Source organism: Kitasatospora sp. NPDC028961 (assembly GCF_055564815.1).
Window position 1 is genome coordinate 1 of sequence record NZ_JBVHVO010000041.1, and the last position, 23,160, is coordinate 23,160.

General features: G+C 75.6%; 23 protein-coding genes and 1 pseudogene. 11 read left to right on the forward strand and 13 right to left on the reverse strand.

Annotated elements, in window-relative coordinates:
* Window positions 1–86, forward strand: a pseudogene (locus ACZ4UX_RS35440) (transglycosylase family protein); the annotation flags it as partial.
* Window positions 87–267: 181 nt separating this feature from the next.
* Here the strand turns inward: ACZ4UX_RS35440 and ACZ4UX_RS35445 are convergent.
* On the reverse strand, window positions 268–702 hold the full coding sequence (locus tag ACZ4UX_RS35445; RefSeq protein WP_329491208.1) for a CBS domain-containing protein: 435 nt from the start codon (window positions 700–702) through the stop codon (window positions 268–270).
* A gap of 138 nt (window positions 703–840) precedes the next feature.
* Here ACZ4UX_RS35445 and ACZ4UX_RS35450 point away from each other — a divergent pair, with 138 nt between their 5' ends.
* The 6 genes from ACZ4UX_RS35450 (at window position 841) to ligD (ending at window position 6,319) form a co-directional block, all read left to right on the forward strand.
* Window positions 841–1,725 (forward strand): helix-turn-helix domain-containing protein, encoded by an 885-nt coding sequence (locus ACZ4UX_RS35450; RefSeq protein ID WP_465709639.1) that lies wholly within the window; start codon window positions 841–843, stop codon window positions 1,723–1,725.
* Window positions 1,726–1,760: 35 nt separating this feature from the next.
* A complete protein-coding gene (locus ACZ4UX_RS35455) occupies window positions 1,761–2,183 on the forward strand; it encodes a VOC family protein (protein ID WP_465709640.1) in 423 nt (140 codons plus the stop codon).
* A gap of 49 nt (window positions 2,184–2,232) precedes the next feature.
* Window positions 2,233–2,580 carry an MmcQ/YjbR family DNA-binding protein gene (locus ACZ4UX_RS35460; protein ID WP_465709641.1) on the forward strand — a complete coding sequence of 116 codons (348 nt, stop codon included), beginning with the start codon at window positions 2,233–2,235 and terminating at the stop codon, window positions 2,578–2,580.
* Between the two features lie 43 nt (window positions 2,581–2,623).
* On the forward strand, window positions 2,624–3,745 hold the full coding sequence (locus tag ACZ4UX_RS35465) for a saccharopine dehydrogenase family protein (protein ID WP_465709642.1): 1,122 nt from the start codon (window positions 2,624–2,626) through the stop codon (window positions 3,743–3,745).
* On the forward strand, window positions 3,742–4,359 hold the full coding sequence (locus ACZ4UX_RS35470; RefSeq protein ID WP_465709643.1) for a TetR family transcriptional regulator: 618 nt from the start codon (window positions 3,742–3,744) through the stop codon (window positions 4,357–4,359). The genes ACZ4UX_RS35465 and ACZ4UX_RS35470 overlap by 4 nt, the downstream gene beginning before the upstream one ends.
* Before the next feature lie 73 nt (window positions 4,360–4,432).
* Complete coding sequence (gene ligD / locus ACZ4UX_RS35475; protein WP_465709644.1) at window positions 4,433–6,319, forward strand: non-homologous end-joining DNA ligase; 1,887 nt, start codon at window positions 4,433–4,435, stop codon at window positions 6,317–6,319.
* Window positions 6,320–6,340: 21 nt separating this feature from the next.
* Here ligD and ACZ4UX_RS35480 read toward each other — a convergent pair whose 3' ends face one another.
* The 10 genes from ACZ4UX_RS35480 to ACZ4UX_RS35525 all read right to left on the reverse strand — a co-directional run bounded on the left by ACZ4UX_RS35480 (window position 6,341) and on the right by ACZ4UX_RS35525 (window position 15,782).
* Complete coding sequence (locus ACZ4UX_RS35480; RefSeq protein WP_329491201.1) at window positions 6,341–6,649, reverse strand: hypothetical protein; 309 nt, start codon at window positions 6,647–6,649, stop codon at window positions 6,341–6,343.
* 5 nt (window positions 6,650–6,654) lie between these two features.
* A complete protein-coding gene (locus ACZ4UX_RS35485; RefSeq protein ID WP_359839705.1) occupies window positions 6,655–7,098 on the reverse strand; it encodes a hypothetical protein in 444 nt (147 codons plus the stop codon).
* Window positions 7,099–7,167: 69 nt separating this feature from the next.
* Window positions 7,168–7,620 carry an HAD family hydrolase gene (locus ACZ4UX_RS35490; protein ID WP_465709645.1) on the reverse strand — a complete coding sequence of 151 codons (453 nt, stop codon included), beginning with the start codon at window positions 7,618–7,620 and terminating at the stop codon, window positions 7,168–7,170.
* Window positions 7,621–7,731: 111 nt separating this feature from the next.
* Window positions 7,732–8,337 (reverse strand): GNAT family N-acetyltransferase, encoded by a 606-nt coding sequence (locus ACZ4UX_RS35495; RefSeq protein WP_329491198.1) that lies wholly within the window; start codon window positions 8,335–8,337, stop codon window positions 7,732–7,734.
* 98 nt (window positions 8,338–8,435) lie between these two features.
* The gene (locus tag ACZ4UX_RS35500) at window positions 8,436–9,095 is read right to left on the reverse strand and encodes a TNT domain-containing protein (protein WP_465709646.1); all 660 of its coding nucleotides are present in this window, start codon (window positions 9,093–9,095) and stop codon (window positions 8,436–8,438) included.
* Between the two features lie 215 nt (window positions 9,096–9,310).
* Window positions 9,311–10,630, reverse strand: coding sequence for a geranylgeranyl reductase family protein (locus ACZ4UX_RS35505; protein WP_465709647.1), 1,320 nt, complete (start codon window positions 10,628–10,630; stop codon window positions 9,311–9,313).
* A 157-nt stretch (window positions 10,631–10,787) separates the two neighbouring features.
* Entirely contained in the window at window positions 10,788–11,765 is a 978-nt protein-coding gene (locus ACZ4UX_RS35510; RefSeq protein WP_465709648.1) for an ABC transporter substrate-binding protein, read from the reverse strand.
* Between the two features lie 315 nt (window positions 11,766–12,080).
* The gene (locus ACZ4UX_RS35515; protein WP_329491194.1) at window positions 12,081–13,181 is read right to left on the reverse strand and encodes a calcium:cation antiporter; all 1,101 of its coding nucleotides are present in this window, start codon (window positions 13,179–13,181) and stop codon (window positions 12,081–12,083) included.
* A gap of 105 nt (window positions 13,182–13,286) precedes the next feature.
* Window positions 13,287–14,948 (reverse strand): serine/threonine-protein kinase, encoded by a 1,662-nt coding sequence (locus tag ACZ4UX_RS35520; protein WP_465709649.1) that lies wholly within the window; start codon window positions 14,946–14,948, stop codon window positions 13,287–13,289.
* A gap of 6 nt (window positions 14,949–14,954) precedes the next feature.
* Window positions 14,955–15,782, reverse strand: coding sequence for a serine/threonine protein kinase (locus ACZ4UX_RS35525; RefSeq protein ID WP_465709650.1), 828 nt, complete (start codon window positions 15,780–15,782; stop codon window positions 14,955–14,957).
* A gap of 391 nt (window positions 15,783–16,173) precedes the next feature.
* On the opposite strand from ACZ4UX_RS35525, the gene ACZ4UX_RS35530 reads away from it, so the two are divergent.
* The 3 genes from ACZ4UX_RS35530 (at window position 16,174) to ACZ4UX_RS35540 (ending at window position 19,271) form a co-directional block, all read left to right on the forward strand.
* Window positions 16,174–16,584 carry a hypothetical protein gene (locus ACZ4UX_RS35530; RefSeq protein ID WP_352290874.1) on the forward strand — a complete coding sequence of 137 codons (411 nt, stop codon included), beginning with the start codon at window positions 16,174–16,176 and terminating at the stop codon, window positions 16,582–16,584.
* A gap of 493 nt (window positions 16,585–17,077) precedes the next feature.
* Window positions 17,078–18,145, forward strand: coding sequence for a polysaccharide deacetylase family protein (locus ACZ4UX_RS35535; protein WP_465709651.1), 1,068 nt, complete (start codon window positions 17,078–17,080; stop codon window positions 18,143–18,145).
* Between the two features lie 22 nt (window positions 18,146–18,167).
* Window positions 18,168–19,271 carry a GNAT family N-acetyltransferase gene (locus ACZ4UX_RS35540; RefSeq protein WP_465709652.1) on the forward strand — a complete coding sequence of 368 codons (1,104 nt, stop codon included), beginning with the start codon at window positions 18,168–18,170 and terminating at the stop codon, window positions 19,269–19,271.
* 18 nt (window positions 19,272–19,289) lie between these two features.
* Here the strand turns inward: ACZ4UX_RS35540 and ACZ4UX_RS35545 are convergent, their stop codons facing one another.
* Window positions 19,290–20,423 carry an aminotransferase class I/II-fold pyridoxal phosphate-dependent enzyme gene (locus tag ACZ4UX_RS35545; protein WP_352290871.1) on the reverse strand — a complete coding sequence of 378 codons (1,134 nt, stop codon included), beginning with the start codon at window positions 20,421–20,423 and terminating at the stop codon, window positions 19,290–19,292.
* A 58-nt stretch (window positions 20,424–20,481) separates the two neighbouring features.
* Entirely contained in the window at window positions 20,482–21,216 is a 735-nt protein-coding gene (locus ACZ4UX_RS35550; protein WP_465709653.1) for a helix-turn-helix transcriptional regulator, read from the reverse strand.
* A 499-nt stretch (window positions 21,217–21,715) separates the two neighbouring features.
* Here ACZ4UX_RS35550 and rox point away from each other — a divergent pair, with 499 nt between their 5' ends.
* Window positions 21,716–23,152 (forward strand): rifampin monooxygenase, encoded by a 1,437-nt coding sequence (gene rox / locus ACZ4UX_RS35555; RefSeq protein WP_465709654.1) that lies wholly within the window; start codon window positions 21,716–21,718, stop codon window positions 23,150–23,152.
* Window positions 23,153–23,160: the final 8 nt, after the last annotated feature.

Sequence of the window (23,160 nt, forward strand, 5' to 3'; positions counted from 1 at the left end):
AGCAGATCGCCATCGGCGAGAAGGTCCTCGCCGCCCAGGGCCCCGGCGCCTGGCCCGTCTGCTCCGTCAAGGCCGGCCTCACCAAGTAACACCCCCACCACCACCCGCCACACCCGCCCACCCGGGCACGACAACGCCGCTGCACCCGACCACCCGGTCCGGTCCAGCGGCGTCGTGGCACACCCGGACGGCGCCGAACCGCTCACGCGGAGGGGCACCGGCCGACTCGACCCGGGGCGCTCCCGCACCGGGCCCGGCGCCGCGCGATCACCGCATCATGTAGACGCTGTCCATGAATTCGATGATCTGCTGGTCCGTCAGCCGGTGGCCGTCGCGGTGGCCCATGGCCAGGTCGGCCTCGCTGATCATGCCCACCAACCGGTCGCCGTCGATCACCGGGATGCGCCGGATCTGGTGCTGCTCCATCTTCTTCAGCACCGCCTCCATGGAGTCGTCGGCGCGGACGCAGTGCAGGTGCCCGGCCAGCTCCATGGCGGTCATGTCCGCCGGCTCCTTGCCCTCGGCGATACATCGGACCACGATGTCGCGGTCGGTGATGATGCCCTTCAGCTTCTGGTCGTCGCCGCAGATCGGGAGAGCGCCGACGTTCATGTCCCGCATCATCATGGCGGCTTCGGCGAGCGTCTGGTCGGCGCGGATGCACTGGGCACCGGTATGCATGATCTCTCGGGCAGTGGTCACTGGGACTCCTTCGCAGGTCTTCCCCCCGAGCACCGGCTGTTCCGGTGCGCTCACCATAAGCAACACCCCGGGCGCCCGCGAGCCAGCACGGCGGCGCCCCCGGCCCGCCGGGACCGGCACCGGACCGATACTGGGGGCGTGACGCAGGACCTCCCCGACCCGGTCGACGAGTCCGTACGGGCCCGGCCCACCGGCGCGCTGCGCCCGTACGTGGCCTGGTACTCCGGCTACCGCCAGCGCGGCCTGGCACCCGCCGTGCACCGGGGCCTGCCGTCCCCGTACCTGACCTTCGTCCTCACCCTGGACGAGCCGCTGACCGTCGCCGGGCACCCGGATCCGGCCCAGCCCGGCGGCGACTACGCCACCCTGCTCGGCGGGCTGCACACCTCGCCCGCCCTGATCACCCACGACGGGCGGCAGTCCGGCGTCCAGATCGCCGTCCACCCGCTGGCCGCCCGGGCCCTGCTCGGCCTGCCGGCCGGGGAGTTGGCAGGCCTGGACGTGCCCGCGGACGCCGTGCTGGGGCGGGCGAGCGGGCGGCTCCAGGAGGAGCTCCAGCTGGCCGCCGGCTGGCCGGAGCGGTTCGCAGCCCTGGACGGCGCGCTGCTGCGGGCCGCCCGTCCCTCCGGGCGGGTGCCGCCCGAGGTCGTCCGCGCCTGGTCCGAGCTGCGGCGCAGTGGCGGGTCGCTCCCGGTGTCGGCGCTGGCGCGGGAGACCGGATGGAGCAGCCGGCACCTGCGGAGCCGGTTCCGCCACGAGACCGGGCTGACCCCGAAGGCCGCCGCCCGGGTGATCCGGTTCGACCGCGCCCGGCACCTGCTGGCCGCTGCGGGCCCGGCGCCCCGGCTGGCGGAGCTGGCGGCCCGCTGCGGCTACTTCGACCAGGCCCACCTGGCCCGCGAGTTCCGCGCGCTGGCCGGGTGCGCGCCCAGCCTCTGGCTGGCCGAGGAGGGCCCGGACGCGGCGAAGTTCCGAAACGTCCAAGGCGGCCCGGGGGCGGCGGCGCCAGAGTGGGGGTCGTGAGAGGGACCCGAACCGCCCCGAGGAGGCAGATCCCCATGAACGACAAGACTCCCGCCCCGCAGGTCTGGCCCAGCCTGCGCGCCCGCGACGCCCGTGCCCTGATCCGCTTCCTGGTGGAGGCCTTCGGCTTCGAGGAGGTCGTCGCGTACGGCGAGGGCGAGTTCGTCGCGCACGCCGAGCTGGCCTGGCCGGAGGGCGGGGGCGTGATGCTGGGCTCCGACCGGCCCGAGGCCGAGGGCGGCGAGCCCTGCCCCGGGCAGCCGGGCGCCTTCAGCGCGTACGTGGTCACGGCGGAGCCGGACGCCCTGCACGCGCGGGCCGTGGCCGCCGGGGCCCGGATCACCAAGGAGCTGCACGAGACCGAGTACGGCTCGCGGGACTTCGCGGCCGCCGACCCGGAGGGCAACCAGTGGTACTTCGGCACCTACCCGGGCTCGCCGCGCCCGTCGGCCGGCTGAGGCGGTGGCCGCGGTGACGGCCGGGGGGCCGGCGGGGCCCCCTACGGGGGTGGCGGGCCCCGTCGACCGGCTGCGGGCGCTCTGCCTGGCGCTGCCGGGGGTGTCCGAGCGGGTCAGCCACGGGGAGCCGACCTGGTTCGCCGGGGCCGGGCGGCGGGCCCGGGTGTTCGTGATGCTCGCCGACCACCACCACGACGACCGCCTCGCCTTCTGGTGCCCGGCTCCGGCGGGCGCCCAGGAGTTCCTGGTCGCCGAGGCGCCGGAGCGGTACTTCCGACCTCCGTACGTGGGCCACCGCGGTTGGGTCGGGGTGCGTCTCGACGGGCCGCCGGTCGACTGGGCCCGGATCGAGGACCACGTCGGGGACGCGTACGCGCTGGTGACGGGGCTCCGTTGACGGGCTCACAGAACTTTTAGGTCGACTGACCTATTCTTTCCCCATGAACCTCTCCCCGGACGTCCACGACCACCTGACCCACGATCCCGAGGGTCCCGTCCTGCTGGTCGGCGGCTACGGCACCGTCGGCGCCGAGCTGGCCCGGCTGGCGGCGCCCGACTGGCCCCTGCTGCTGACCGGCCGCTCCGAGCAGCGCGGGGCCGCGCTCGCCCAGGAGCTCGGGCAGCCGGCCGGCACCCCCGCCGTCACCGTCCGCCGCTGGGACCTCGCCGACCCGGCGCCCTTCGACGCCGCCGTCCGCGCCGTGGTGGGGGTGGTCAACGACCCGGACGACCGCGTGCTGCGGGCCGCCGTCCGGGCCGGTGTGCCGTTCGTGGACGTGACCCGCTGGACGGCCCGGCTCCAGCGGGCCGCCACGGTGGCGGCGCTGCTGCGCCCGAGCAGCCCCGTGCTGCTCTCCTCCGCCTGGATGGGCGGGGTCACCAGCCTGGTCGCGGCCGCCCTGGCGGAGCGGCTCGGCGGCGCCGAGCGGGTCGAGACCGCCATCCGCTGGGACCTCGCGGACCGGGCCGGCGCCGACTCGGTGGAGTTCATGGACCGGCTCGGCCTGGACTACGAGGTGGTCCGGGACGGCCGCCGCCGGTCGGTGGCCCCGCTCAGCGGGCCGCGCACCGTACGGATCGGTGACGACGCCACCAAGGTCGCCGGGATCGACACACCGGAGCAGTTCACCCTCCCCCTCACGCTCGGTACGACCACCGCCACCACCCGGATCGGCTTCAGCTCCCCGCTCAGCACCGCGGCGCTGCTGGCCGCCAAGCACACCGGACTCTTCCGCTGGGGCCGGGGCGACCGCTGGGAGCCGGCCCGGCGCGCCCTGCTGTACTCGCCCGGCGAGGGCGGCGTGGCCCGGTTGCGGATCGACGTCGGGCACGGCGGGGCCGGGCTGGGAGCGGTGGTCGAGGACCGCTCCGGGCAGGCGCACCTGACGGCGGTCGGCGCCCTGCTGGGCCTGCGACGGGTGCTCGGGACGGACGGCGCGCCGGCTCCGGTCGGGGTGGCGTTCCCCGAGCAGACGCCCCGCCCGGGGCGGGTCCTGGCCGACCTCGCGGCCCTGGGCGTCACGGTCGACGTCCGGAGCGAGCGGGCGGCGGTGGCGGCGTGAGCGGCAAGGGCGAGCAGCGGCGCGCGGAACTCCTGGACGCGGCCGAGGACCTGCTGGTGACCGCGGGCGGCACCGAGCTGTCGATGCGGGCGGTCGCGGCGGCGGCCGGGGTCCGGCTGGGGCATCTGCAGTACTACTTCCCGACGCATGCCGCGCTGGTGGCGGCCGTCCTGGGTCGGGTGCTCACCCGGTCCGCCGAGCGGCTGGCACCTCTGCTCGCCCCGGCGGACCCGGCGGCGACGGCGGACCAGGCGGGCGCCGGGGCGGCCGAGGCCGCCGACCGGACGGCACAGGCGCTGATCAGCGCCCTGCTGGCCGAGCAGGAGGACGCCCGGCTGGTGCGGCTGTTCGCCGAGGTCTGGGCCTTCGCCGCCCGGGACGAGGCGGTGGCGGACGCCGTCCGCGCCTTCTACGCCGACTACCGGGCCCGGATCGCGGCCTTCCTCGCCGACCGCCGGCCCGACCTGCCGGAGGCCGTCGTCCAGGGCCGCGCCCAGGTGTTCCTGATGCTGGTCGAGGGCGCCTCGCTGTTCCGCTCCGGCCTCGCCGGGGTGCGCGAGCCGGCCGCCGACGAGGAGCTGCTCCGGACGGCCCGTAGCCTGCTCGCGCCGTAGCGGGCGGGCGGGCAGACTGGCTGCGCGGGCCCGGCGAACGGGCGCGCGGTCCCGGCGCAGCTCGGAGGCGGCCATGCCGCAGATGGTGGTGGACGGGCGCACGATCGCCCTCTCGCACCTGGACAAGGTGTACTACCCGCGCACCGGCACGCTGAAGGGGGACGTGCTGCGCTACTACGCGGCCGTGCACACCGTGCTGCTGCCCCATCTGCAGGACCGTCCGGTCTCCTTCCTGCGCTGTCCGGAGGGGGTCGAGGGCGAGGCGTTCATCGCCAAGAACCCGCCCGCCGGGACACCCCGCTGGGTCCGCACCGTGGAGGTGCCGAGCAGCTCCGGGGACCTCCGGCAGGTGGTGCTGGACGACGGTGCGGCGCTGCTCTGGGCGGCCAACCTGGGCTGTCTGGAGCTGCACGTGCCGCAGTGGCACGCCGCCGCGCCCGGGCTGGCGGACCGGCTGGTGCTGGACCTCGACCCGGGCGAGGGCGCGTCGGTGCTGACCTGCCGGACGGTGGCCGGGCTACTGCGCGAGCGGCTGGCGGCGGACGGCCTCGACTGCTGGGTGAAGACCTCCGGTTCCAAGGGGCTGCACCTGCTGGTGCCGCTGGAGCCGACGCCCAGCAGCAAGGTCTCCGCCTACGCCAAGGCCCTCGCGGCCGCGCTGGAGGCGGCCCATCCGGACCTGGTGGTGCACACCATGGCCAAGGCGCGCCGGGCCGGGCGGGTCCTGGTGGACTGGTCGCAGAACAACGGCAAGAAGACCACCGCCGCGCCCTACACCCTGCGGGCTCGGCCCCGGCCCACGGTGTCCACGCCGGTCTCCTGGGCGGAGCTGGAGGCGGCCGGCTCGACGGCGGACCTGACCTTCGACCTCACCGAACTCCCGGACCGGCTGGCGGAGTTCGGGGACCTGCTCGCGCCGCTCCTGGACGGCGGACGGGCCCGCCCGCTCCCCCCGCCGGCGTCGGCGCCGTCGTCGCCGGACGAGCCACCGACCGGCCGCAGCGACCCGCCGCGCAGCAGCACCCGCACGCGCACCGCCACCGGTAGCGGCACCGACACCGATAGCGGCACCGGCTCCCCGGTGGTGCTGGAGCCGCCCGTCGAGGTGATGCGCCCGGCCGCCGTGAACGCCGTCCCGCCGTCCGACGGTCTCGGCGGCTCCGGCGTGCAGTACGAGCTGAAACTGGACGGCTTCCGCTGTGTGGCCTTCGCCCGCGGGGAGCGCCCGGCGTTCCTGCAGTCCCGGTCCGGGCGGGACCTCGGCGCGGAGTTCCCCCCGATCGCCGCCGCCGTGGCCCGGCTGCCCGCCGGGCTGGTGCTGGACGCGGAGCTGGTCGCCTGGCGGGACGGCAGGTTCGCCTTCGAGGAGCTGCTGCGCACCCGGGAGGGCCGGGCGTCGGACGGGGTGGCGCTCGGGCTGGTCGCCTTCGACCTGCTCGCGCTGCCCGGGCGCGACGTCCGCCGGCTGCCGCTCACCGACCGGCGCCGGCTGCTGCTGGCCGCGCTCGACGGCGTCCCGCCGCCGGTCCAGCCGGTGCTGGCCACCACCGACCGGACGGAGGCGCTGAGCTGGATGGAGCAGCTGGCCGACACCGGCGTCGAAGGGCTGGTCTGCAAGGCCGCCGGCTCGGCCTACCGGGCGCGCGGCGCCGGCCGGCTCTGGGTCAAGTACCGGCGCAGCGACACCGTCGACGCGACCGTCCGGGCGGTCGTCGGAACGGCCGCCCGGCCGCAGGCGCTGGTCCTGGAGCTGGACGACGGCCCGGTGCTGCTCTCCACGCCCCGGCTCACGGCGGTGCAGGCGCGGCAGGTGGCGGAGGCGGTGGACGGCCTGCTGGGCGCACCGGTGCGCGACCCGGACCACGGCAGCCTGCGGCCGCTGACCGGCCCGCTGCGGGCGGAGGTGACCGTCACCGGCCGGCCGCCGGCGGCCACCTTCGTCCGGCTGCGGGGCGACTGATCCGCGCGCCCGGGGCCGGCATCACCCCCGGGGCGGCCGGCCGCCCCCGCGCGCCTCGACGACGGCGGGCGGGGGCAGGGCGCGGACGTGCGCCCGGGGGCAGTCCAGGTGGACCACCAGCTCCAGGTGGTCGATCCGGGCCACCAGGGCGACCGGCACCGGGACCCGGAAGCCCGGCACCCACGCCCCGGCATCGACCAGCAGCCGGTCGCCGGTGTCCCGCTCGACCCGCCCGAGCGGACCGTCGGTGCCCTCGACCTCGTAGCCGACCAGGGTCTGGTCGGCGGCATGGTGGGAGCCCGGGCGGTACTCCCGCAGTTCGGTGGTCATGGTGCTCACGCCTCCGGCCGGTCCCACGGCCGGCGCTCACGGCCCTCGGGCCGGTCCCGCCCGTCCGGGCGTTCCCGCCCCTCGGGGCGGTCGCCGCCCAGCAGGCCCTCCGGGGGGATCCCGGCCGCGCGACGGCGCCGCCGCAGCAGCAGCGCCACCACGGCCGCGACGGCCACGCTGACCGTCCAGACCAGTACCACGGCGGTCAGTACGGGCACGGTCGGGGTGCGCACGCCGATGCTCAGGCAGATCGCGGACATCACCAGCGCCGTCATCACCACCCCGGCGGGCAGCCGGTGCCACAGGCGACTCAGCCCGCCCCGGACCCGCCCCGGCTGTTTGACCCCCATCGTGCTCAACCGCCGGTTCAGGCGGGCGTCCTGGCGCAGATCGCTCTCGATCTCCTCCAGGAGACGCCGCTCCCGTCCGCTCAACGCGGGTCCGTCCATCTCGGTCACCTCCGACGCTTCCGGTGACGCCGTCCTCGTCTCCGGGCGGATGCCCGGTCGGGGTGTACGTCAACCGCTCCGGCCGGCCGGTGCGGCCGGAGCCGTCGGGCGGCAGTCGCCGAAGGCCCGGGGCCGGGCCAACAGGCTGTCGTCCAACACGCGCAACAGGGCGGCGGCGTCGCGGTGCACCTCGACCGCGCCGGCCGCCCGCAGCTCGGACCGCGGTCCGGCGTCGCCCGCCACGGCGACGCACGGGACCCGCGCGCGACGCGCCATCAGCACCTCGCGCAGGCTCGCGGCGACCACCACCGCGTGCTCGGGCCTGCCGTCGACCAGGCCGAGGGCCGCCCGGACGGGCTCGTCACCCGGGGCCGCCAGGGCCAGGACCGGTACCTCGGTCGGCCCGGGCCCCATCACCAGGACCGTCCAGCCTCGCGCCGCGCACTCGTGCAGCAACGCTTCGGAGCCGGGTGACGCGGTGCGCCAGTCGGTACCGAAGAGTGCCGCCGAGATGACCGTCATGGCCCACCGTCCCCGTTCCGCACCGCGCACGGACGCGCCCTTCCAGACTAGGCCCGTACCCCCGCCGCGCGCCCGGGCACGGCTGCGCCGGGGCCGGACCGGGAGGACCGGTCAGCGCAGCGGCGGCTCGGGATCGGTGGCGAGGCGGGCGTGCAGGTGCTCGTCCTGGTAGCCGCCGTCGCCGTAGTGGTGGGAGGCGCGCAGGGTGCCCTCGGCGGGGTAGCCGCAGCGCTCGGCCACCCGGCAGGAGGTGTCGTTGCCGACCGCGTGGGCGATCTCGATCCGGCGGGTGCCGGCCGTGGCGATGCCCCAGCCGGTGACGGCCCGGACGGCCCGGGTCGCGACGCCGCGCCCGCGGGCGGCCGGGAGCAGCCAGTAGCCGATCATCGCGAGCCCGTCGGCGCGGTCGACCCAGCGGAGCGCGCAGTTGCCGAGCAGCGTGCCGCCGGCGGCGCCGACCACCGCGAAGGCGGCCGTGGCGCCGTCGGCCCAGCCCGCGTCGCAGCGGTCCAGGTAGGCCTCGGCCCCGGCCGGGTCGGTGGCGCGGAGCGGGTTCCACCGGGCGATCTCCGGATCGGCGGCGGCGGCCAGCAGCCCGGGCACCACCCCGCCCCGGACGTCGGTCAGCCGGCCCCAGGGGTGGAGCTGGATGTCGCCCAGGTCGAGGATCACGGCGGTGAAGCCGCGCCGGTCGGGGGTGGTCTCAGTGGTACTCATCGGGCCTTCCTATCCCGGACCGGGTGGGCGCGCCAACGAATTTCGCGCCCGGCCGGGCCTCCCGGCGGCGGAGGCCCGGCGGGCGGCTCCGGCGGGCGTCAGATCCGGGCGAGGTACCCGTGGTCGACGAGCCAGAGCACGTTCAGCCGGGCCGGCCCGTCCGGCACGAGCCCGGCGTCGAGCTGGTACTGGAGGCCGAGACCGGGCTGGCCGAACCACGGCGCGATCGGGCCGGCGTGCACCTTGAACGGCTTGAGCACCTGGTAGTCGTGGTAGTTGCAGCTCGGCGCCGGGGTGCTGTCGAGGCTCTGCGGGGGGATCGAGCGGCTGGCGTAGGGCAGGCCCTCGGGGGCGAGGAAGGCGCCGTACTCGCTGCCGTAGCGGTCGATGTTCTGGTTCGGGTACAGGGTGACCTCGACCTCGACCGGGGTGCCGTCGGGGAGGGTGAGGTAGCCGTCGGCCGGCGGGTAGATCCAGCCCGGGCCGCCGTTGTTCGCGGTGGCGCCGTAGTAGGTGGCGAGGAACGTGTCCTCGGGGAGGCCGCCGGTGCGCCGGTAGCCGATCAGCTCGCGGCCGACCGGGCCGGTGCGCGGCAGGTCCTCGGGGCCGAGGCGGGGGTCGCCGTGGTGGTCGGCCGCCGAGCACGCGTCGGAGGGGGTGGCTTCGGCCGGGTCGGCGGCGGACGCCGGAACGGCGGGGGCGAGCAGGGCCACCACCGCGGTGAGCGGCGCGAGGAGCAGGCGAAGGCGAAGGTGCACGGTGTCTCCGTCGGATCGGCGTCGGTGCGGACCGGAGGATGGTCGGTCACCCTCCGTGTCCGGGTCGCCACCCAGACAAACGGATCACCTGACCCCCCGTCAACCGGAACGGCCCACGACACCACCCGTCCCACCGGATCCGGCCAACCGGCGCCCGCCCGGCCCTGGGGGCGCGCAGACTGGAGGGTCACGCCCCCGGGGCGACCGGCCGTCGGTCAGCGGCTGCTGGGTGCCAGCTTGCCGAGGGCGTGCACCACCCTGTCGAGGGCGTCGCGGGAGTTCGGCTCGGTGAGGTTGACCATCAGCCGGAAGGCCACCTTCAGCAGGGCCGGGTGGCCGAGGCCGAGCACACCGGCGGCGCCGAGCAGCCGGGGGCGGCCGAGCACGTCGGCGACGAGCCGGCCGAGCGCGAAGTAGCCGTCGTAGGCGGAGCGCAAGGCCTGCGGGTAGCCGCGCAGGGCGAGTTCGCGGCCGCGGTCGGTGCGCCGGGCCAGCGCCTGGACGACCGTCTCGGCGGCGTACCGGCCGGACTCCATCGCGTAGGCGATGCCCTCGCCGGTCGCCGGGCTGACCGTCCCGCCCGCGTCGCCGACCAGCAACAGGCCGTCGGCGTAGTGGGGTTGGCGGTTGAGGCCCATCGGGAGGGCGGAGCCCCGGACGGGCTCGGTGACGCCCTCGGGGGTGTAGCCGTACTCGGGCGGCAGCGCGGCGCACCAGCGCCGCAGCAGGTCGCGCCAGTCGAGTTCGCCGGCCACCGCGGCGGTGTCCAGCACGCCGAGGCCGACGTTGGCGGTGCCGTCGCCCATCCCGAACACCCAGGCGTAGCCCGGCAGCAGGCGTCGCGCCGGGTCCTTCGGGTCGCGCAGGTCGAGCCAGGCCTCCAGGTAGCGGTCCTGGTGCCGCGGGGTGGTGAAGTACGTCCGGTAGGCGACGCCCATCGCGCGGTCGGTGCGGCGGTAGCGCTTCATGGCGAGGGAGAGCCTGGTGGAGTTCCCGTCGGCGGCGACCACCAGCGGCGCGCGGTAGTCGACGGGCCGCCGGTCCTCCCCCAGCCGGGCGGTCACACCGGTGATCCGGCCGGTCCTCTCGTCGACCAACGGGCCCGCCACATTGGCGTGTTCGACCAGCCGGGCACCCGCCGAGGCGGCCCGGCGGGCGAGCAGCTCGTCGAAGTCCGCCCGCCGCCGGACGAGTCCGAAGGAGGGGAAGGCCGACAGCTGCGGCCAGTCCAGCTCCAGCGTGCGCCGGCCGGAGACCAGGCGCAGCCCCCGGTTGTGCAGCCAGCCGGCCTCCTCCGAGACATCGATGCCGAGGTCGACCAGCTGCTTGGTGGCACGGGGTGTCAGGCCGTCGCCGCAGACCTTCTCCCGGGGGAAGGAGGACTTCTCCAGCAGCAGCACGTCGAGCCCGGTCCGCGCGAGGTGGTAGGCGGCGGTGGAGCCCGCCGGGCCGGCGCCGACCACGATCACGTCGGCGCCGTCCTCCGGGCGGCCGGTGGCACCGGCGGCGGGCAACTGCTGCTCTGGGCCTGGCATCTCGCACTCCCACGTGGTCATCGGATCGGCTGCGGACTCAGCGGACTCAGCGGTCTCAGACGATAGGGACAGCGGCCACCGTGCCGCGCCCCGACACGCGGGCCCCGCCCCGATCGCCGGTCGTTGCGGCCATCGGGGCGGGGTCGGCGCCACCGCGTCAGAGGCCGCCGTTGACCACCGCGCTGGAGACCGCGCCGAAGCGGACGTTCCACTTGTCGAGGATCTTGTCGTACTCGCCGCCGCGGATCACCTGGTCCAGCGCCTTGGCGACGGCGTCCCGCAGGGCGGTGTTGTCCTTGGCGACGGTGATGCCGTAGGGGCCGGACTGCAGGAAATGCGTGTTGGCCAGCTGGAACACTCCGGCCCGGCCCGGCTGGGTGGTGTTGTACTGGGCCACCGGGTAGTCGTTCAGATCGGCGACCGCGGCGCCGGAGGCCACCTCGGCGAGCGCCTGCTCGTCGGTGTCGAAGCGGTGGATCTGCAGGGTCTTGCCGATCCGCAGGCAGGCCGCGGTCTGCCGGCCGGCCAGTTCGTCCTGGACGGTGCCGCGCTGGACGGCGACGGTCCGGCCGCAGAGGCTGTCCAGCGTGGTGAGGTTCAGCTGGTTGCCGGCCTTGACCACCATCGAGGTGCCGGTGGCGAAGTAGTCGACGAAGTCCACGCCGGGGTCGGCCTGGTGCCCGTCGTCGGCGGCGCCGAGCTGGCGCTGCTTGGTGTCGATGACGGCCGACATCGCCAGGTCGAGCTGCTTGGCCTGGACGGCCGGGATGAGCTTGTCGAACGGCATGTCGGTGAATTCGACCCGGAGGCCGAGGTGGGAGCCGATCGCCCTGGCGAGCTCCGGGTCCAGCCCGGCGGGCTCGCCGGCCGGGTCCTTGAAGTCGACCGGCGGGTAGGTCAGGTACGAGCCGATCTTGAGCACTCCGGCGTCCCTGACGGCCTTGGGGAGGCGGGCGCGGAGGTCCTGCTGGCTGCCGGGCTGGGCGACGGGGGCGCTGCCGCAGCCGGAGAGCAGCAGCCCGCCCGCGCCGAGCGCGGCGGCGCGCAGCGGTACCCGGGAGCGGGTGCGGGAGCGGGCGGTCGGGGAGGTGGGGTTCGGTCCGGACGGGGGTACGGCGAAACGGGTGCGGTGCATCGCGGTGCGTCTTCTTCGCAGGTGAGGGGGAGCAGGCAGGGAGACGCCGCGCCGGAATGGCTGCCGGGGTACGGAGCGCGGACCTCGTCGCCGTGTGCCCAGTCGGGCCACCCTGGGGTAAGGGGGTGGCCGGTCGGCGGAGGTCCGCCGTCGGGGGCGGTCCGGGCCATCCTCGCACGCCGCCCCGGCGGGCCCGGGCGGCGGGTGGGCGGACGGCGGCCCGGCGGACGTGCGGAAGGCGGTCCGGCGACGCCCTTCGTCGCCGGACCGCCGGTTCCGCCCGCTTCGGCCCGCTCCCGCCCGGTCCCCGCCCGCTCAGGGATTGATCGCGAGCACCACGTACGCCGCCAGCACCGAGAGGTGGACGGCGCCCTGCAGCGGCGTCGCGCGGCGCGGGATGACGGTGAGCGTGCCGACCGCGACGGTCAGCACGAGCAGCACCAGGTGCGTCGGCCCGAGGCCCAGCTCCAGCGGCCCCGGGAGCCAGGCGGAGGCGATCGCGACGGCCGGGATGGTCAGGCCGATGCTCGCCAGCGCCGAGCCGAGCGCCAGGTTGAGGCTGGTCTGCACCCGGTTGCGCAGGGCCGAGCGCAGCGCCGCGATGGTCTCCGGCAGCAGCACCAGCAGGGCGATCACCACGCCCACCACGGAGGACGGCAGCCCGGCCGAGTAGACGGCGGACTCGATGGTCGGCGAGACGCCCTTGGCCAGGCCCACCACCGAGATCAGCGCCACCGCCAGCAGGGCCAGGCTGACCCGGGTCGCGCGCATGGTCGGCGGATCGGCGTGGTCCTCCTCGTCGAGCACCTTTCCCTCGGGGGTGACCGGCAGGAAGTAGTCCCGGTGGCGGAAGGTCAGGGTGGCCACGAACAGCCCGTACAGCACCAGCGAGGCGGCCGCCGCGAAGGCCAGCTGGGCGGGCGCGAACTGCGGTCCCGGCGAGCTGGTGGTGAAGGTCGGCAGCACCAGGCTGAGCGTGGCGAGGGTGCCGATGGTGGCCAGCGCCGCGCCGGTGCCCTCGGCGTTGAACACCGCCACCCGGTACTTGATCGCGGCCACCAGGATGGAGAGGCCGAGGATGCCGTTGCAGGTGATCATCACGGCGGCGAACACGGTGTCCCGGGCGAGCGTCGCGGCCTTGTCCCCGCCGTCCGCCATCAGGGTCACGATCAGCGCCACCTCGATGACGGTGACCGCGACCGCCAGCACCAGCGAGCCGAACGGCTCCCCCACCCGGTGCGCCACCACCTCGGCGTGGTGCACCGCGGCGAGCACCGCGCCGGCCAGGAAGCAGGCCATCACGCCCACCACCCAGCCGGGCAGGTCGCGGTGCCAGGTGAGGACAAGGACGACGAACGACACCACCGGGACGACGACGGTCCACTGCGTGGTGGCCGCGCGGAGCTTCGTGATCATGCGGCCGAGCATCGCATTCCCGGGGCCCGGTAGCCGGGCAACCCCGCCGGTGGGGCGGCACGGATGTGGTCGGGGTCATACCGTGTCCGAACCGTTCCGGGCCGCTCAGCCCCCGTACTCCGCGAGGTAGCCGAGCACCCTCGCGACGTGCGGCTTCACCCGGTCGGGGACGCCGCCCGCGTCGGCGACGGTCTTGTCGCTGGTCCGGTAGCCGGCGGTGATCAGGGCCGGGAGGTCCCGGGTGTAGCCGCGGCGCTTGAGCTGCTGGTCGAGCCAGCAGACGTAGTTGCCCATCGAGACGATCGCGTCGGCCGGGTCCATGTAGTCCTTGGTGCCGTCGTGGTCGCCGTCCTGCGCCCAGGCGTTGAAGACGGTGGGCGTCCACATCGCGACGCCGTACTCGCCGGTCTCCGGGCGGGCGGCCTCCGGGTCGAAGCCGCTCTCGGCCTTGAGCATGGCCGCCAGCAGGGCGGGGGTGATCTCGGGCTCGGGGCAGCGCCGGGCGGCGTCCTGGATCGGGCTGCGCAGCGCCTCGGGGATGTCGGAGCCCGCCGGGATCCCCCCGGCCGGGGCCAGGGCGGCGGTCGCCGAGGGTGGCGCCTGCGCCGCTCCCCCGGAGGGCGGGCCACCGGACGCTGGCGCGGTCGGTGCACCCGGCGCCAATCCTGCCGATGCCCGGCCGGACGCCCGGTCGGACGCCCGGTCGGACGCCCGGTCGGACTGCTCAGGGCCGCCCGCGAGCAGCAGCACGGCGGCGACCAGCGCGGCCGGACCGGCCCCGGCGAGCAGCCGGCGAGCGCGCTCCGGGCGCGGCGCCCGTACCGGGCCGCGCGCCCCCGGCGCGCCGGCGGGCCCGGGCGCCGCCGCCGCGAGCAGCGCGACCCCCAGGGCGGCGAGGTCCACCCGCCCCCGCTCCGCCCGGTCCGCGGTCAGGCAGGCCGCGACGGCCGGGCGCCAGCGCGCGGGCAGCGCGTCGTCCAGCCGCAACGGCGCCACGCCGCGCGCGTAGGCCTGCGCGGCGAGCGCGCGGGCCCGGGCGGTCGCCCCGAGGAACGGGTGCAGCCCGCCGGTGAGCAGCTGGTGGGCGAGCACGCCGAAGGCCCAGATGTCGGCGCTCGGCCGCACCGCGACACCGCGCGCACCGGTGCGCTGGGACCACCACTCGGGCGGCACGTGGTCGGGCGAGCCGAGCGGCGGGGCGTAGGCGTGGGTGCCCTCCAGTTCGGCGGTGAGGCCGAAGTCGGCGAGCCGGGCGGTGCCGTCCGGCATCAGCAGGATGTTGCCGGGCTTGAGGTCGCCGTGCACCCAGCCCGCGGCGTGCATGTGGGCGAGCCCGGCGCAGACCCCGGCCAGGATCCGCTCGGCGTCGGGGACGGGCGTGTGCGGCCGGGCGGCGGCGAGGACGTCCTGGAGGCTGCGCTCGGCGCGTTCCATCACCAGCGCCAGTGCGCCGTCGAGCCCCGGGTGCGCGGGGTCGGCGACGGTGAGGACGGCGAGCGTGCGGATCAGGTTCGGGTGGTCCGCGCGTCGGCCGAACCGCATCTCGCTGCGCGCGAGCTGCGCCATGGTGCGGCGCTGGCCGGGGCTGAGCCGGGCCGGGCAGAGGAACTTGACCGCGAGGTCGGCCGGTCCGCCGCCCGGCCGGTGGGCGGCGTAGACGCTGCCCCAGGCACCGGCGCCGAGCGGCTCGGCGATGCGGTACCCGGCCACCGTGTAGCCGGCCGGGACGTCGAGGTGCGGCGGGCCGGGCCGGGCGGGCGCGGGCACCGCGGATCAGCCGCCCCGCCGGGGTGGGAGCAGGGCCAGGTGCTCCTCCCGGACGAGGTCGAACCGCAGGGCCAGCGCGACGAGCTCCTCCCGCTTGCCACCGGCCCGGGCGGCGTCGTCCGGCGCCTTGTCCGGCGTCTCGCGCAGCCGTAGCTTGGTGGCCACCAGGTAGTCGATGTGGTAGTTGACGGCGGATCGGGTGAGCCCCCGGCAGGAGGGCAGCGAACGCAGCCGGGCCAGCACGTCGGTGACCCCGGGGACGACGGCGGCGGACGGCGAGCGCAGTCGCGGCTCACAGAGGGCGAGCAGGACGAGGAAGTACTTGGACGTCGGGTCGAGGGCGAACGGACTGACCGTCATCTCGCCCTCGGACGCTGCCGGTTCGCCCTCCAGGTAGGCGTGCTGGGGTGCGAACACCTTGAAGGCGACCGGCTCGCCGAGGGCCGGCAGGAGCACCCGGGAGAACTCGAAGGGCACCGGTGCGCCGAGCCGGCCGGGAGCCACCTTGACGTGCTCGCCCGCCCCTTCGAGGTTCTCCACCACGTACGTCGCGGAGGTGCTGAAGTTGGAGAGCCGCCAGTAGTCCTCGGCGGCCGTGACCTCGCCGGCCCGGCGCGAGACGCCCTGGTCGGTGAGGGGGATGGCGGGCGGGCGGCCGGGCTCGCCGCGCCCGAACTCCGCGACCTCGCCCGGGCCCAGGTGCAGCAGCGCGGGCCTGCCGGGCGGTGCGGAGCGCCCACCGGGCGGGCCGGGCCGCGCGCCGATCGGTGCGGGCCGCCCGCCGGGCGGGGCTTTCGGGCGGGGTTCGGGCAGTTGCACGATGACCGTGTCCACGCAGGCCACCTCCGTAGGTCGCGTCGATCGTAGCCGTCCGAACGGCTTCGCGCCGGTCCGCCACCCGTACGAGTGAACGCCAGGGCGGCGCGGGGCCGCCGGGCCCGTCGGGGCGTCAACCGGACTGTCCCGACGTCGACTTGGCGAGCCCGCGGACCGGCTCACGACGGGGTCGGCCGGGCCGGTCGCCGACGCGCCGCACGGGGCGCCCTCCGGGCCGGCCCGCCCCGCCGCCCGGGGCCGCTCACGACCGGAGGCCGATCCGCCGGTTGCGGTGCGTAGTTGAACGGTCACCTTGAGTGTGACGCAGCACACATATGGCATGCCCATGAAATGTGCAAGACTCATCCCACGGAGTGAGATTCCCTTGATTTCCAAGGAGGTTCATATCATGCGCGCTCGGATCGCAGCCCTGATGGTCGCGGTGGCAGGGATCACGGCGTCGATGGCCACCCCGGCCTCGGCGGCGTCGACGACGAACGGGACCGGTGAGGTGGCGTGTATCGCCGCCGCCAACCGGCCCTGCGTATGGCTGGAGAAGGACGGCGGAGGAGTCGTCGGGGTGGCGCACGTCTCGCCGGCCTCCTCGACACAGCTGACGGTGGTTCAGGTCGAGGTCAGGACGCAGCGGGCCTGGGGCAGCCCATGGGTCACCGTCGCGTCCGCGACCACCGTCACCAAGGGGTACGCCAAGGCCGTGACGCCGCGCGTGGTCACCGGGGATCTCAAGATGATCTGCGCGGTCGGCGGCCCGGCCCTGGAGGCCGAGCACCAGGTGACCACCTGCACCGCCCCCTTCTGATCCACCGGAGAACCCCCCGGTGCCCCGCCACGCGTCGCCGGGACGCCGGTCGCCGGGGAGTACGGGGAGCACGGGGACTACGGGGGATCCGTGAGCCGGGGCCGTCGGGCCCCTCTCCGGGGCCGGCCGCCGGGTCCGCAACCGGCGGCCGGCCCACCCCCGCGCGGCGCACCCGCATACCGGTGGACCGGCTCCACCCGCTCTCCGGTACCACCGGCGGCCACTCAGGAGACTCCCGGCCCGCACTCGGGCCGGGCGCGCGCCGACAATGCGCCAACCTGCCCCCCGAAACCCGCCCGCCGTGCACAACCCTCTTCGGAGCATGGGATTTTGCACTATCTTGGCAATTCGGGGAGCGGGGCGGGCCGCCCACCCGGCAGAGGTGCGCCCGTGCGGGCGGACGCTGCCCGTGTGCCATGCCCGACTCCCGCCGCCGCAGCGCCGATGGCAGTCGCTCACGGCAGTGCTCACGGGGAGAAGGGGGAGCGTGTCGATGCCCGAGGGGACCACGCGTGCGACCGGGGCCGGTAACGGTCCGAGCAGCAGAGGCGCCGGCCCGACGACCGGGGCCGCGCCGCCACCGGTCGGGGCGGCCGACCCGACCGGCGGGGCCGGAGCCGCCGCTCCCCCGCCCGGCCGGCTCGCCGGGCGCCGGAGCAGCGTCGACGCCGCGCTGCGCAACTCCCCGCTGCAGCCGCTGTTCCGGCTCGCCGCCACCCGCCGTCTCGCCGTCCTCGCCTACCACGGCGTGGACGACCCGCGGACCTTCGCGCTCCAGATGGCCCGCCTGGTCCGGATCGCCCGCCCGATCTCGCTGCCCCGGGTCGAGCAGGCCGTCCGCTCCGGCCGTCCGCTGCCGCCCCGCAGCGTGCTGGTCACCTTCGACGACGGCGATCGGACGGTGCTCACCGAGGCCCTGCCCGTGCTGACCCGGCTCCGGATCCCGGCCGCCGCCTTCGTGGTCACCGAACTCATCGACGGCGACCGGCCGTTCTGGTGGTCCGAGGCCGCGTTCCTGGCCTCCTGCGGCGGCACCGCGCGCAGCCTGGCCGGCTGCCCGCCCGGCGCGGTGGTGCGCCGGCTGAAGACCCTGCCCGACCGCGACCGCCGCACCGCCCTCGCCGAACTGCGCGAGAGCGCCCGGGCCCGCGCGCCCCGGCAGGAGCAGCTCACCCGGCACGACCTGCTGACGCTCCACCGCTCCGGGGTGGCGATCGGCAACCACACCGTCGGCCACCCCTGCCTCGACCAGTGCGAGGACGACACCCTCCGGGACGAGATCACCACCGCCCACCACGCGCTCACCGGCTGGCTCGACGGCGAGGAACCCACCGCCTTCGCGTACCCCAACGGCAACCTCGACCAGCGCGCCGAGCCCGTGCTGCGCCGGCTCGGCTACCGGGTCGGCTTCCTGTTCGACCACCGGCACGACCGGCTGCTGCCCGGACGCCCGCTGCGGATCAGCCGGCTCCGGGTGAACTCCACCACGAGCCGGGACAGGTTCGACACCATTCTCTCGGGGCTGCACCCGGCCGTGCACCGGTTGCGCGGCGGCGCCTGAACACCACCTGGGGGGCGGGGCGTTGGAGATCACGGCGAACAGTGCGGTCGGTGCGGCGTCCGGACCGGTCCGGTACCGGACGGCCGCGCTGCCGGCGCGGGTGCTGGACGGCTGGCGGGAGCTGGCGGCCGCCGATCCGGGTGGCTCCTGGTTCACCACGCCGGAGTGGGCGCTCTCCTGGTGGGAGACGCTGGGGGCACGGCAGGGCGGCGGCGAGGTCACCGTCTGGCGCGAGCCGGACGGCCGGGTGAGCGCCGTCGTACCGCTGCTGCGCACCCGGCGGCGGCTGCACCCGCGGGCGCCGCTGACCGTCCCCTGCCTGACGGTGCTGGGCTCCGGCCCCGGCGCGGCCGACCACTGCGGCGTCACCGTCGCACCCGAGCGACGGGCCGAGGTGGCCGCCTGGCTGGCCCGGCGCGCCCGGCGGGCGACCCTGCTGCTCACCGATCTCGACCCCGGCCAGGGCGGGTTGCTGCCCGCCGGTGCGGTCGAGGTCGGCCGCACCCCGTGCCCGCGGGTCGACCTCACCCCGGGTGCGGACGCGCTCGGCTCCCGCCAGTTCCGTGCCGACCTGCGCCGCTACGGCCGCAAGCTCGCCGCCGGGGGGATCACCTTCCGCTGGGTGGCGCCGGCCGTCGGGAACGGCGAACTCGCCGAGCGGATCGCCCTGTTGCACACCGTGCTCCGACTGCACCGGCTGCGCCGGTCCGCTCTCGGCCTGCCGACCACCTTCGACGAGGCCCGCGCACCGCTGCACGTGCGCCTGATCGAGCGCTCGGCCGCCACCGGTCGCGGCGAGGGCCCGGCCTTCCTGGTCGCCGAGCGCGCCGGGGAGGTGGTCGGCGCCCTCTACGGGTTCCGCTGGCGGGACACCTTCGCCTACTACCAGATCGGTTGGGACCAGGCCTGGGCGCCGCTGCGGCTCGGCACGGCGGTGATCGCCGAGGCCGTCCGGGCGGCCGCCGGACAGGGCCTGACCACCTTCGACTTCCTGCGCGGCACCGAGCCCTACAAGTACCGCTTCGGAGCTGAGGACCGCGAGGACGTGTCCTGGCTGGTGCCGCACGGTCTCTCCGGCGCGCTGTTCGGTCTCAAGTACCGGGCCAAGGAGGCCCGGCAGGGCTGACCTCGGCAACGTGCCTCCCTACCGCCGACCCTTCAGCCAGTCGGCGAGAGCCTCCAGGGCCGGGGCCGGGTCACGGCGGCCGATGCCGACCCGGAACCGGTCGGTCGGCGTCGGGGTGAGCTCGGAACGGTAGATGCTCGCCGGCAGCAGCAGCACACCGGCCTGCTCGACCAGCGCGGTGCAGAACGCCTCGACGCCGTCCGGTCCGAGGTAGCGCGGGTAGGCGACGCAGCCGCCGTCCGGGGCCCGCCAGTCGAACAGTTCGGCGTGCTCGGCGAAGAAGGCGTCGAAGAGCGGCAGGTTCGCGTCGATGATCGCGCGGTTGCGGGCCAGGATGTGCTCCCGGTTCCGGATCGCGATCCGGGCCAGGATCTCCCCGGGGGCCGAGTTGCAGATGGTGGTGTAATGCTTGGCGCGCTCCAGCCGGGAGCGCAACTCCCGGTCGCGGCAGGCGATCCAGCCGATCCGCAGGCCGGGCAGGCCGAGCGACTTGGAGGTGACGTTCAGCGACAGGGCGCGCTCGGAGAGGTCGGCGGCCTGCGGCAGGGTGCGGCCCGGGTCGCGCTCCAGGCCGCGGTAGACCTCGTCGCTGAAGAGCCGGATGCCGCGCTCGTCGCAGAGCCGGACCAGGCGGGTGAAGTCGTCGGCCCCGATGACCTTGCCGGTCGGGTTGTTGGGGAAGTTGACCGAGACGACCCGGGTGTTCGGGCGCAGCGCGGCCACCAGCTCGTCGAGGTCCAGCGCCCAGTCGCGCGCCGGGTCCAGCGCGACGCCGGTGACCTCGCAGAGGGAGAGCGGGATCGTCTCGGCGGACTGGTAGTTGGGGGTCAGCACGACGGCGTGGTCGTCGGGGCCGAGCAGCACCTGCATGGCGAGGTTGAGCGCCTCCTGGGCGCCGCCGAAGCAGATCACGTCGTCGGCGCCGACCTGCTCGTACATCCCGGCGACCGCCCGGCGCAGGGCCGGGTCACCGAAGGTCTCGGTGTAGCCGAGGGCCAGGGTGTCCCAGGCCTGCCGCTCCTCCTGGTCCGCCAGGGCGAGGAGTTCGGACATCGTCATGGTCTGCGCGTCGGAGGCGGTGAGGTGGTGGCGGGCGGTGAACTCCCAGCGGGAGAAGTAGGTTTCGAGCCGGAAGTCGGGGAGCGTGGTCATCACTGGTTCCTCTGCGGTGCGGTGGGCTCCGGTGCCCGTAGCCCGGTCCCGGACCGGGCTACGGCTCGGCCGGGTGTTCGGGTTCGGCCCCGGGTGCGGGTTCGGCCGGGCGTTCGGGTTCGGCCATGCGCTCGGGCTCGGCCATGCGCTCGGGCTCGGCCCGGAGTTCGGCGAGCAGGGCGTAGACGGTGGAACGCGAGACCTTGAGCGCGGTCGCCACGGCCGGCACCGCCCGGCGCACCGCGAGCACCCCGGCCCGGTCGAGTTCACGCAGGACGGCGAGCCGGTCCTCGCGGCCCAGCCGGTCCGGCGGGCGGCCGTGGGCGCGGACGTAGCCGCCGATGACGTCGTTCATCCGCTCCGTCCAGTCGCGCTCGAAGAGCGGCTCGGGCCGCGGCGCGGTGGGTGCGGCGAAGCCGGCCAGCAGGGCGGCGGCCTGCTCCAGCGGTCCCCGGTCGAGATTGACGCAGAGCACCGCCGAGGCCCGGCCGTCGTCGTCGCGCAGGACGGCGCTGACCGAGGAGAGGCGCCGACCGTCGGGCAGCAGCTTCTCGTACGGTCCGAGGACATCGGCCCCGTAGACCTCGGGCAGGGCAGGGGCCAGGTCGTCCAGCTCGCCGAGCAGCGAGGGGTCGCCGGGGGCGCGGCCGCTCATCGGGTGCCAGATCGCGAGCACCTCGTCCCGAACGGCGTCGTGCAGCACCACCTCGGCGTACGGCCCGAGCAGCAGGGCCACCGCCTGGCAGACGGGCGCCCAGGTCCGGACGCGTGGGTCAGAGGTCTCCGCGGTCATATCTGGACTGTACGTCCAGCCCGGACGTTCCGTCCAGAGCGACTGTGCGGGGCTGCCACCGCACGGGCGCGCCGGGCGCGGCGCGCCGAAACTCCGGGGGAATGGCCGCAGAATGGGCGCGCTCTCGAAAGGGCCCGGGGGTTCACCGTGCCCGGAACAATTCCGTCCGGACGGCGGCACCGATTCGGGAGGAAGCCGCGGGCAGGGAAATGACGAAGGCGAGGAGGTGAATCCACTCCTCGCCGCTACCAAGATATAGCGCACCCCCGGCCTTGCGGCAAGACCCCGGGGCCGCCGCACAATGGTCGACCTGGGCCGGGACCTGCGGCCCTGACGGATCGGCGCCCGTCCACCGCTCCCGGCGCGGGGGCCGCACGACGGCCGGAACTCCCGGCGCAGCTCGCGGACCCGGAAATCCGGCACGGGCCGGGGTGTACGCACCACCGGACGGGCGGCGGCCGACCGTCCGGAAATCCAATCTCGTTGAACGGGCGTTCTGATGATTGACGTGATCGTGGTCGGCGGCGGACCGACCGGCCTGATGCTGGCGACCGAATTGCGGCTGGCCGGAGTGGGGGTGGTGGTGCTGGAGCGGGCGACGGAGCCGGACGCCCGGTCGCGCGGGCGCGGCCTGCACACGCGCAGCGTCGAGATGATGGACCAGCGCGGTCTCCTGGACCGGTTCCTCGCCGCCGGCGAGAAGTTCCGGATCGGCGGCTTCTTCGGCGGCGTCCACAAGGCGTGGCCGGAGACGCTGGACACCGCCCACCCGTACGGACTCGCCGTCTCCCAGACGGCGACGGAACTGCTGCTCGCCGAGCGCGCCCACGAACTCGGGGCCGAGATCCGGCGCGGCCACGACGTGGTCGGACTGAGCCAGGACGAGGACGGGGTCGGCGTCGAGCTGGCGGACGGAACGCGGCTGCGCTCGCGCTACCTCGTGGGCTGCGACGGCGGCCGCAGTACGGTGCGCAAGCTGCTCGGCGTCGCCTTCCCCGGTGAGCCGACCACCGTCGATACGCTGCTGGGCGACATGGGGGCGGCCGAGGACCGGGCGACCATCGCGGCCGTCGTCGAGCAGGTCCGCGCGACCCAGCCACGGTTCGGCGTGGCCCCCGACGTCGACGGGCAGCAGGGCGTGTTCCGCATCATCGTGCCCGCCGCCGGGGTGGCCGAGGACCGGTCGGTCCCGCCGACCCTGGACGAGTTCAAGCAGCAGCTGCGGGCCTTCGCGGGCACCGACTTCGGTGTGCACTCGCCGCGTTGGCTCTCCCGGGTCGGCGACGCCACCCGGCAGGCCGAGCGCTACCGGGTCGGCCGGGCGCTGCTGGCCGGCGACGCCGCGCACATCCATCCGCCGACCGGCGGCCAGGGCCTGAACACCGGTATCCAGGACGCGTTCAACCTCGGCTGGAAGCTGGCCGCCACGGTCAACGGCTGGGCACCGGAGGGGCTGCTGGACAGCTACCACGCCGAACGCCACCCGGTGGGCGCCGCCGTGCTGGACAACACCCGGGCGCAGATCACGCTGCTGGGGACCTCCCCGGGCGCGACCGCGCTGCGGAGCCTGCTGTCCAGGCTGATGGACATCGAGGAGGTGAACCGCCAGGTGACCGGGATGATCACGGCGGTCGAGGTCCGCTACGACCTCGGCGGGGGCCATGACCTGGTCGGCCGGCGGCTGCGGGACGTCCGGCTGGCGGAGGGCCGGCTCTACGGGCTGATGCACGAGGGCCGGGGCCTGCTGCTCGACCGGACCGGGCGGCTCTCGGTGGCGGGCTGGGCGGACCGGGTCGACCGGGTCGCCGACACCGGCGCGCAGGTGGACGTGCCCGCGGCGCTGGTGCGGCCGGACGGCCACGTGGCCTGGGTCGGCGAGGACCAGGGCGAGTTGCGCGACCGGCTCGCCGAGTGGTTCGGCGCACCCGTCGGCTGAGCGCCGAA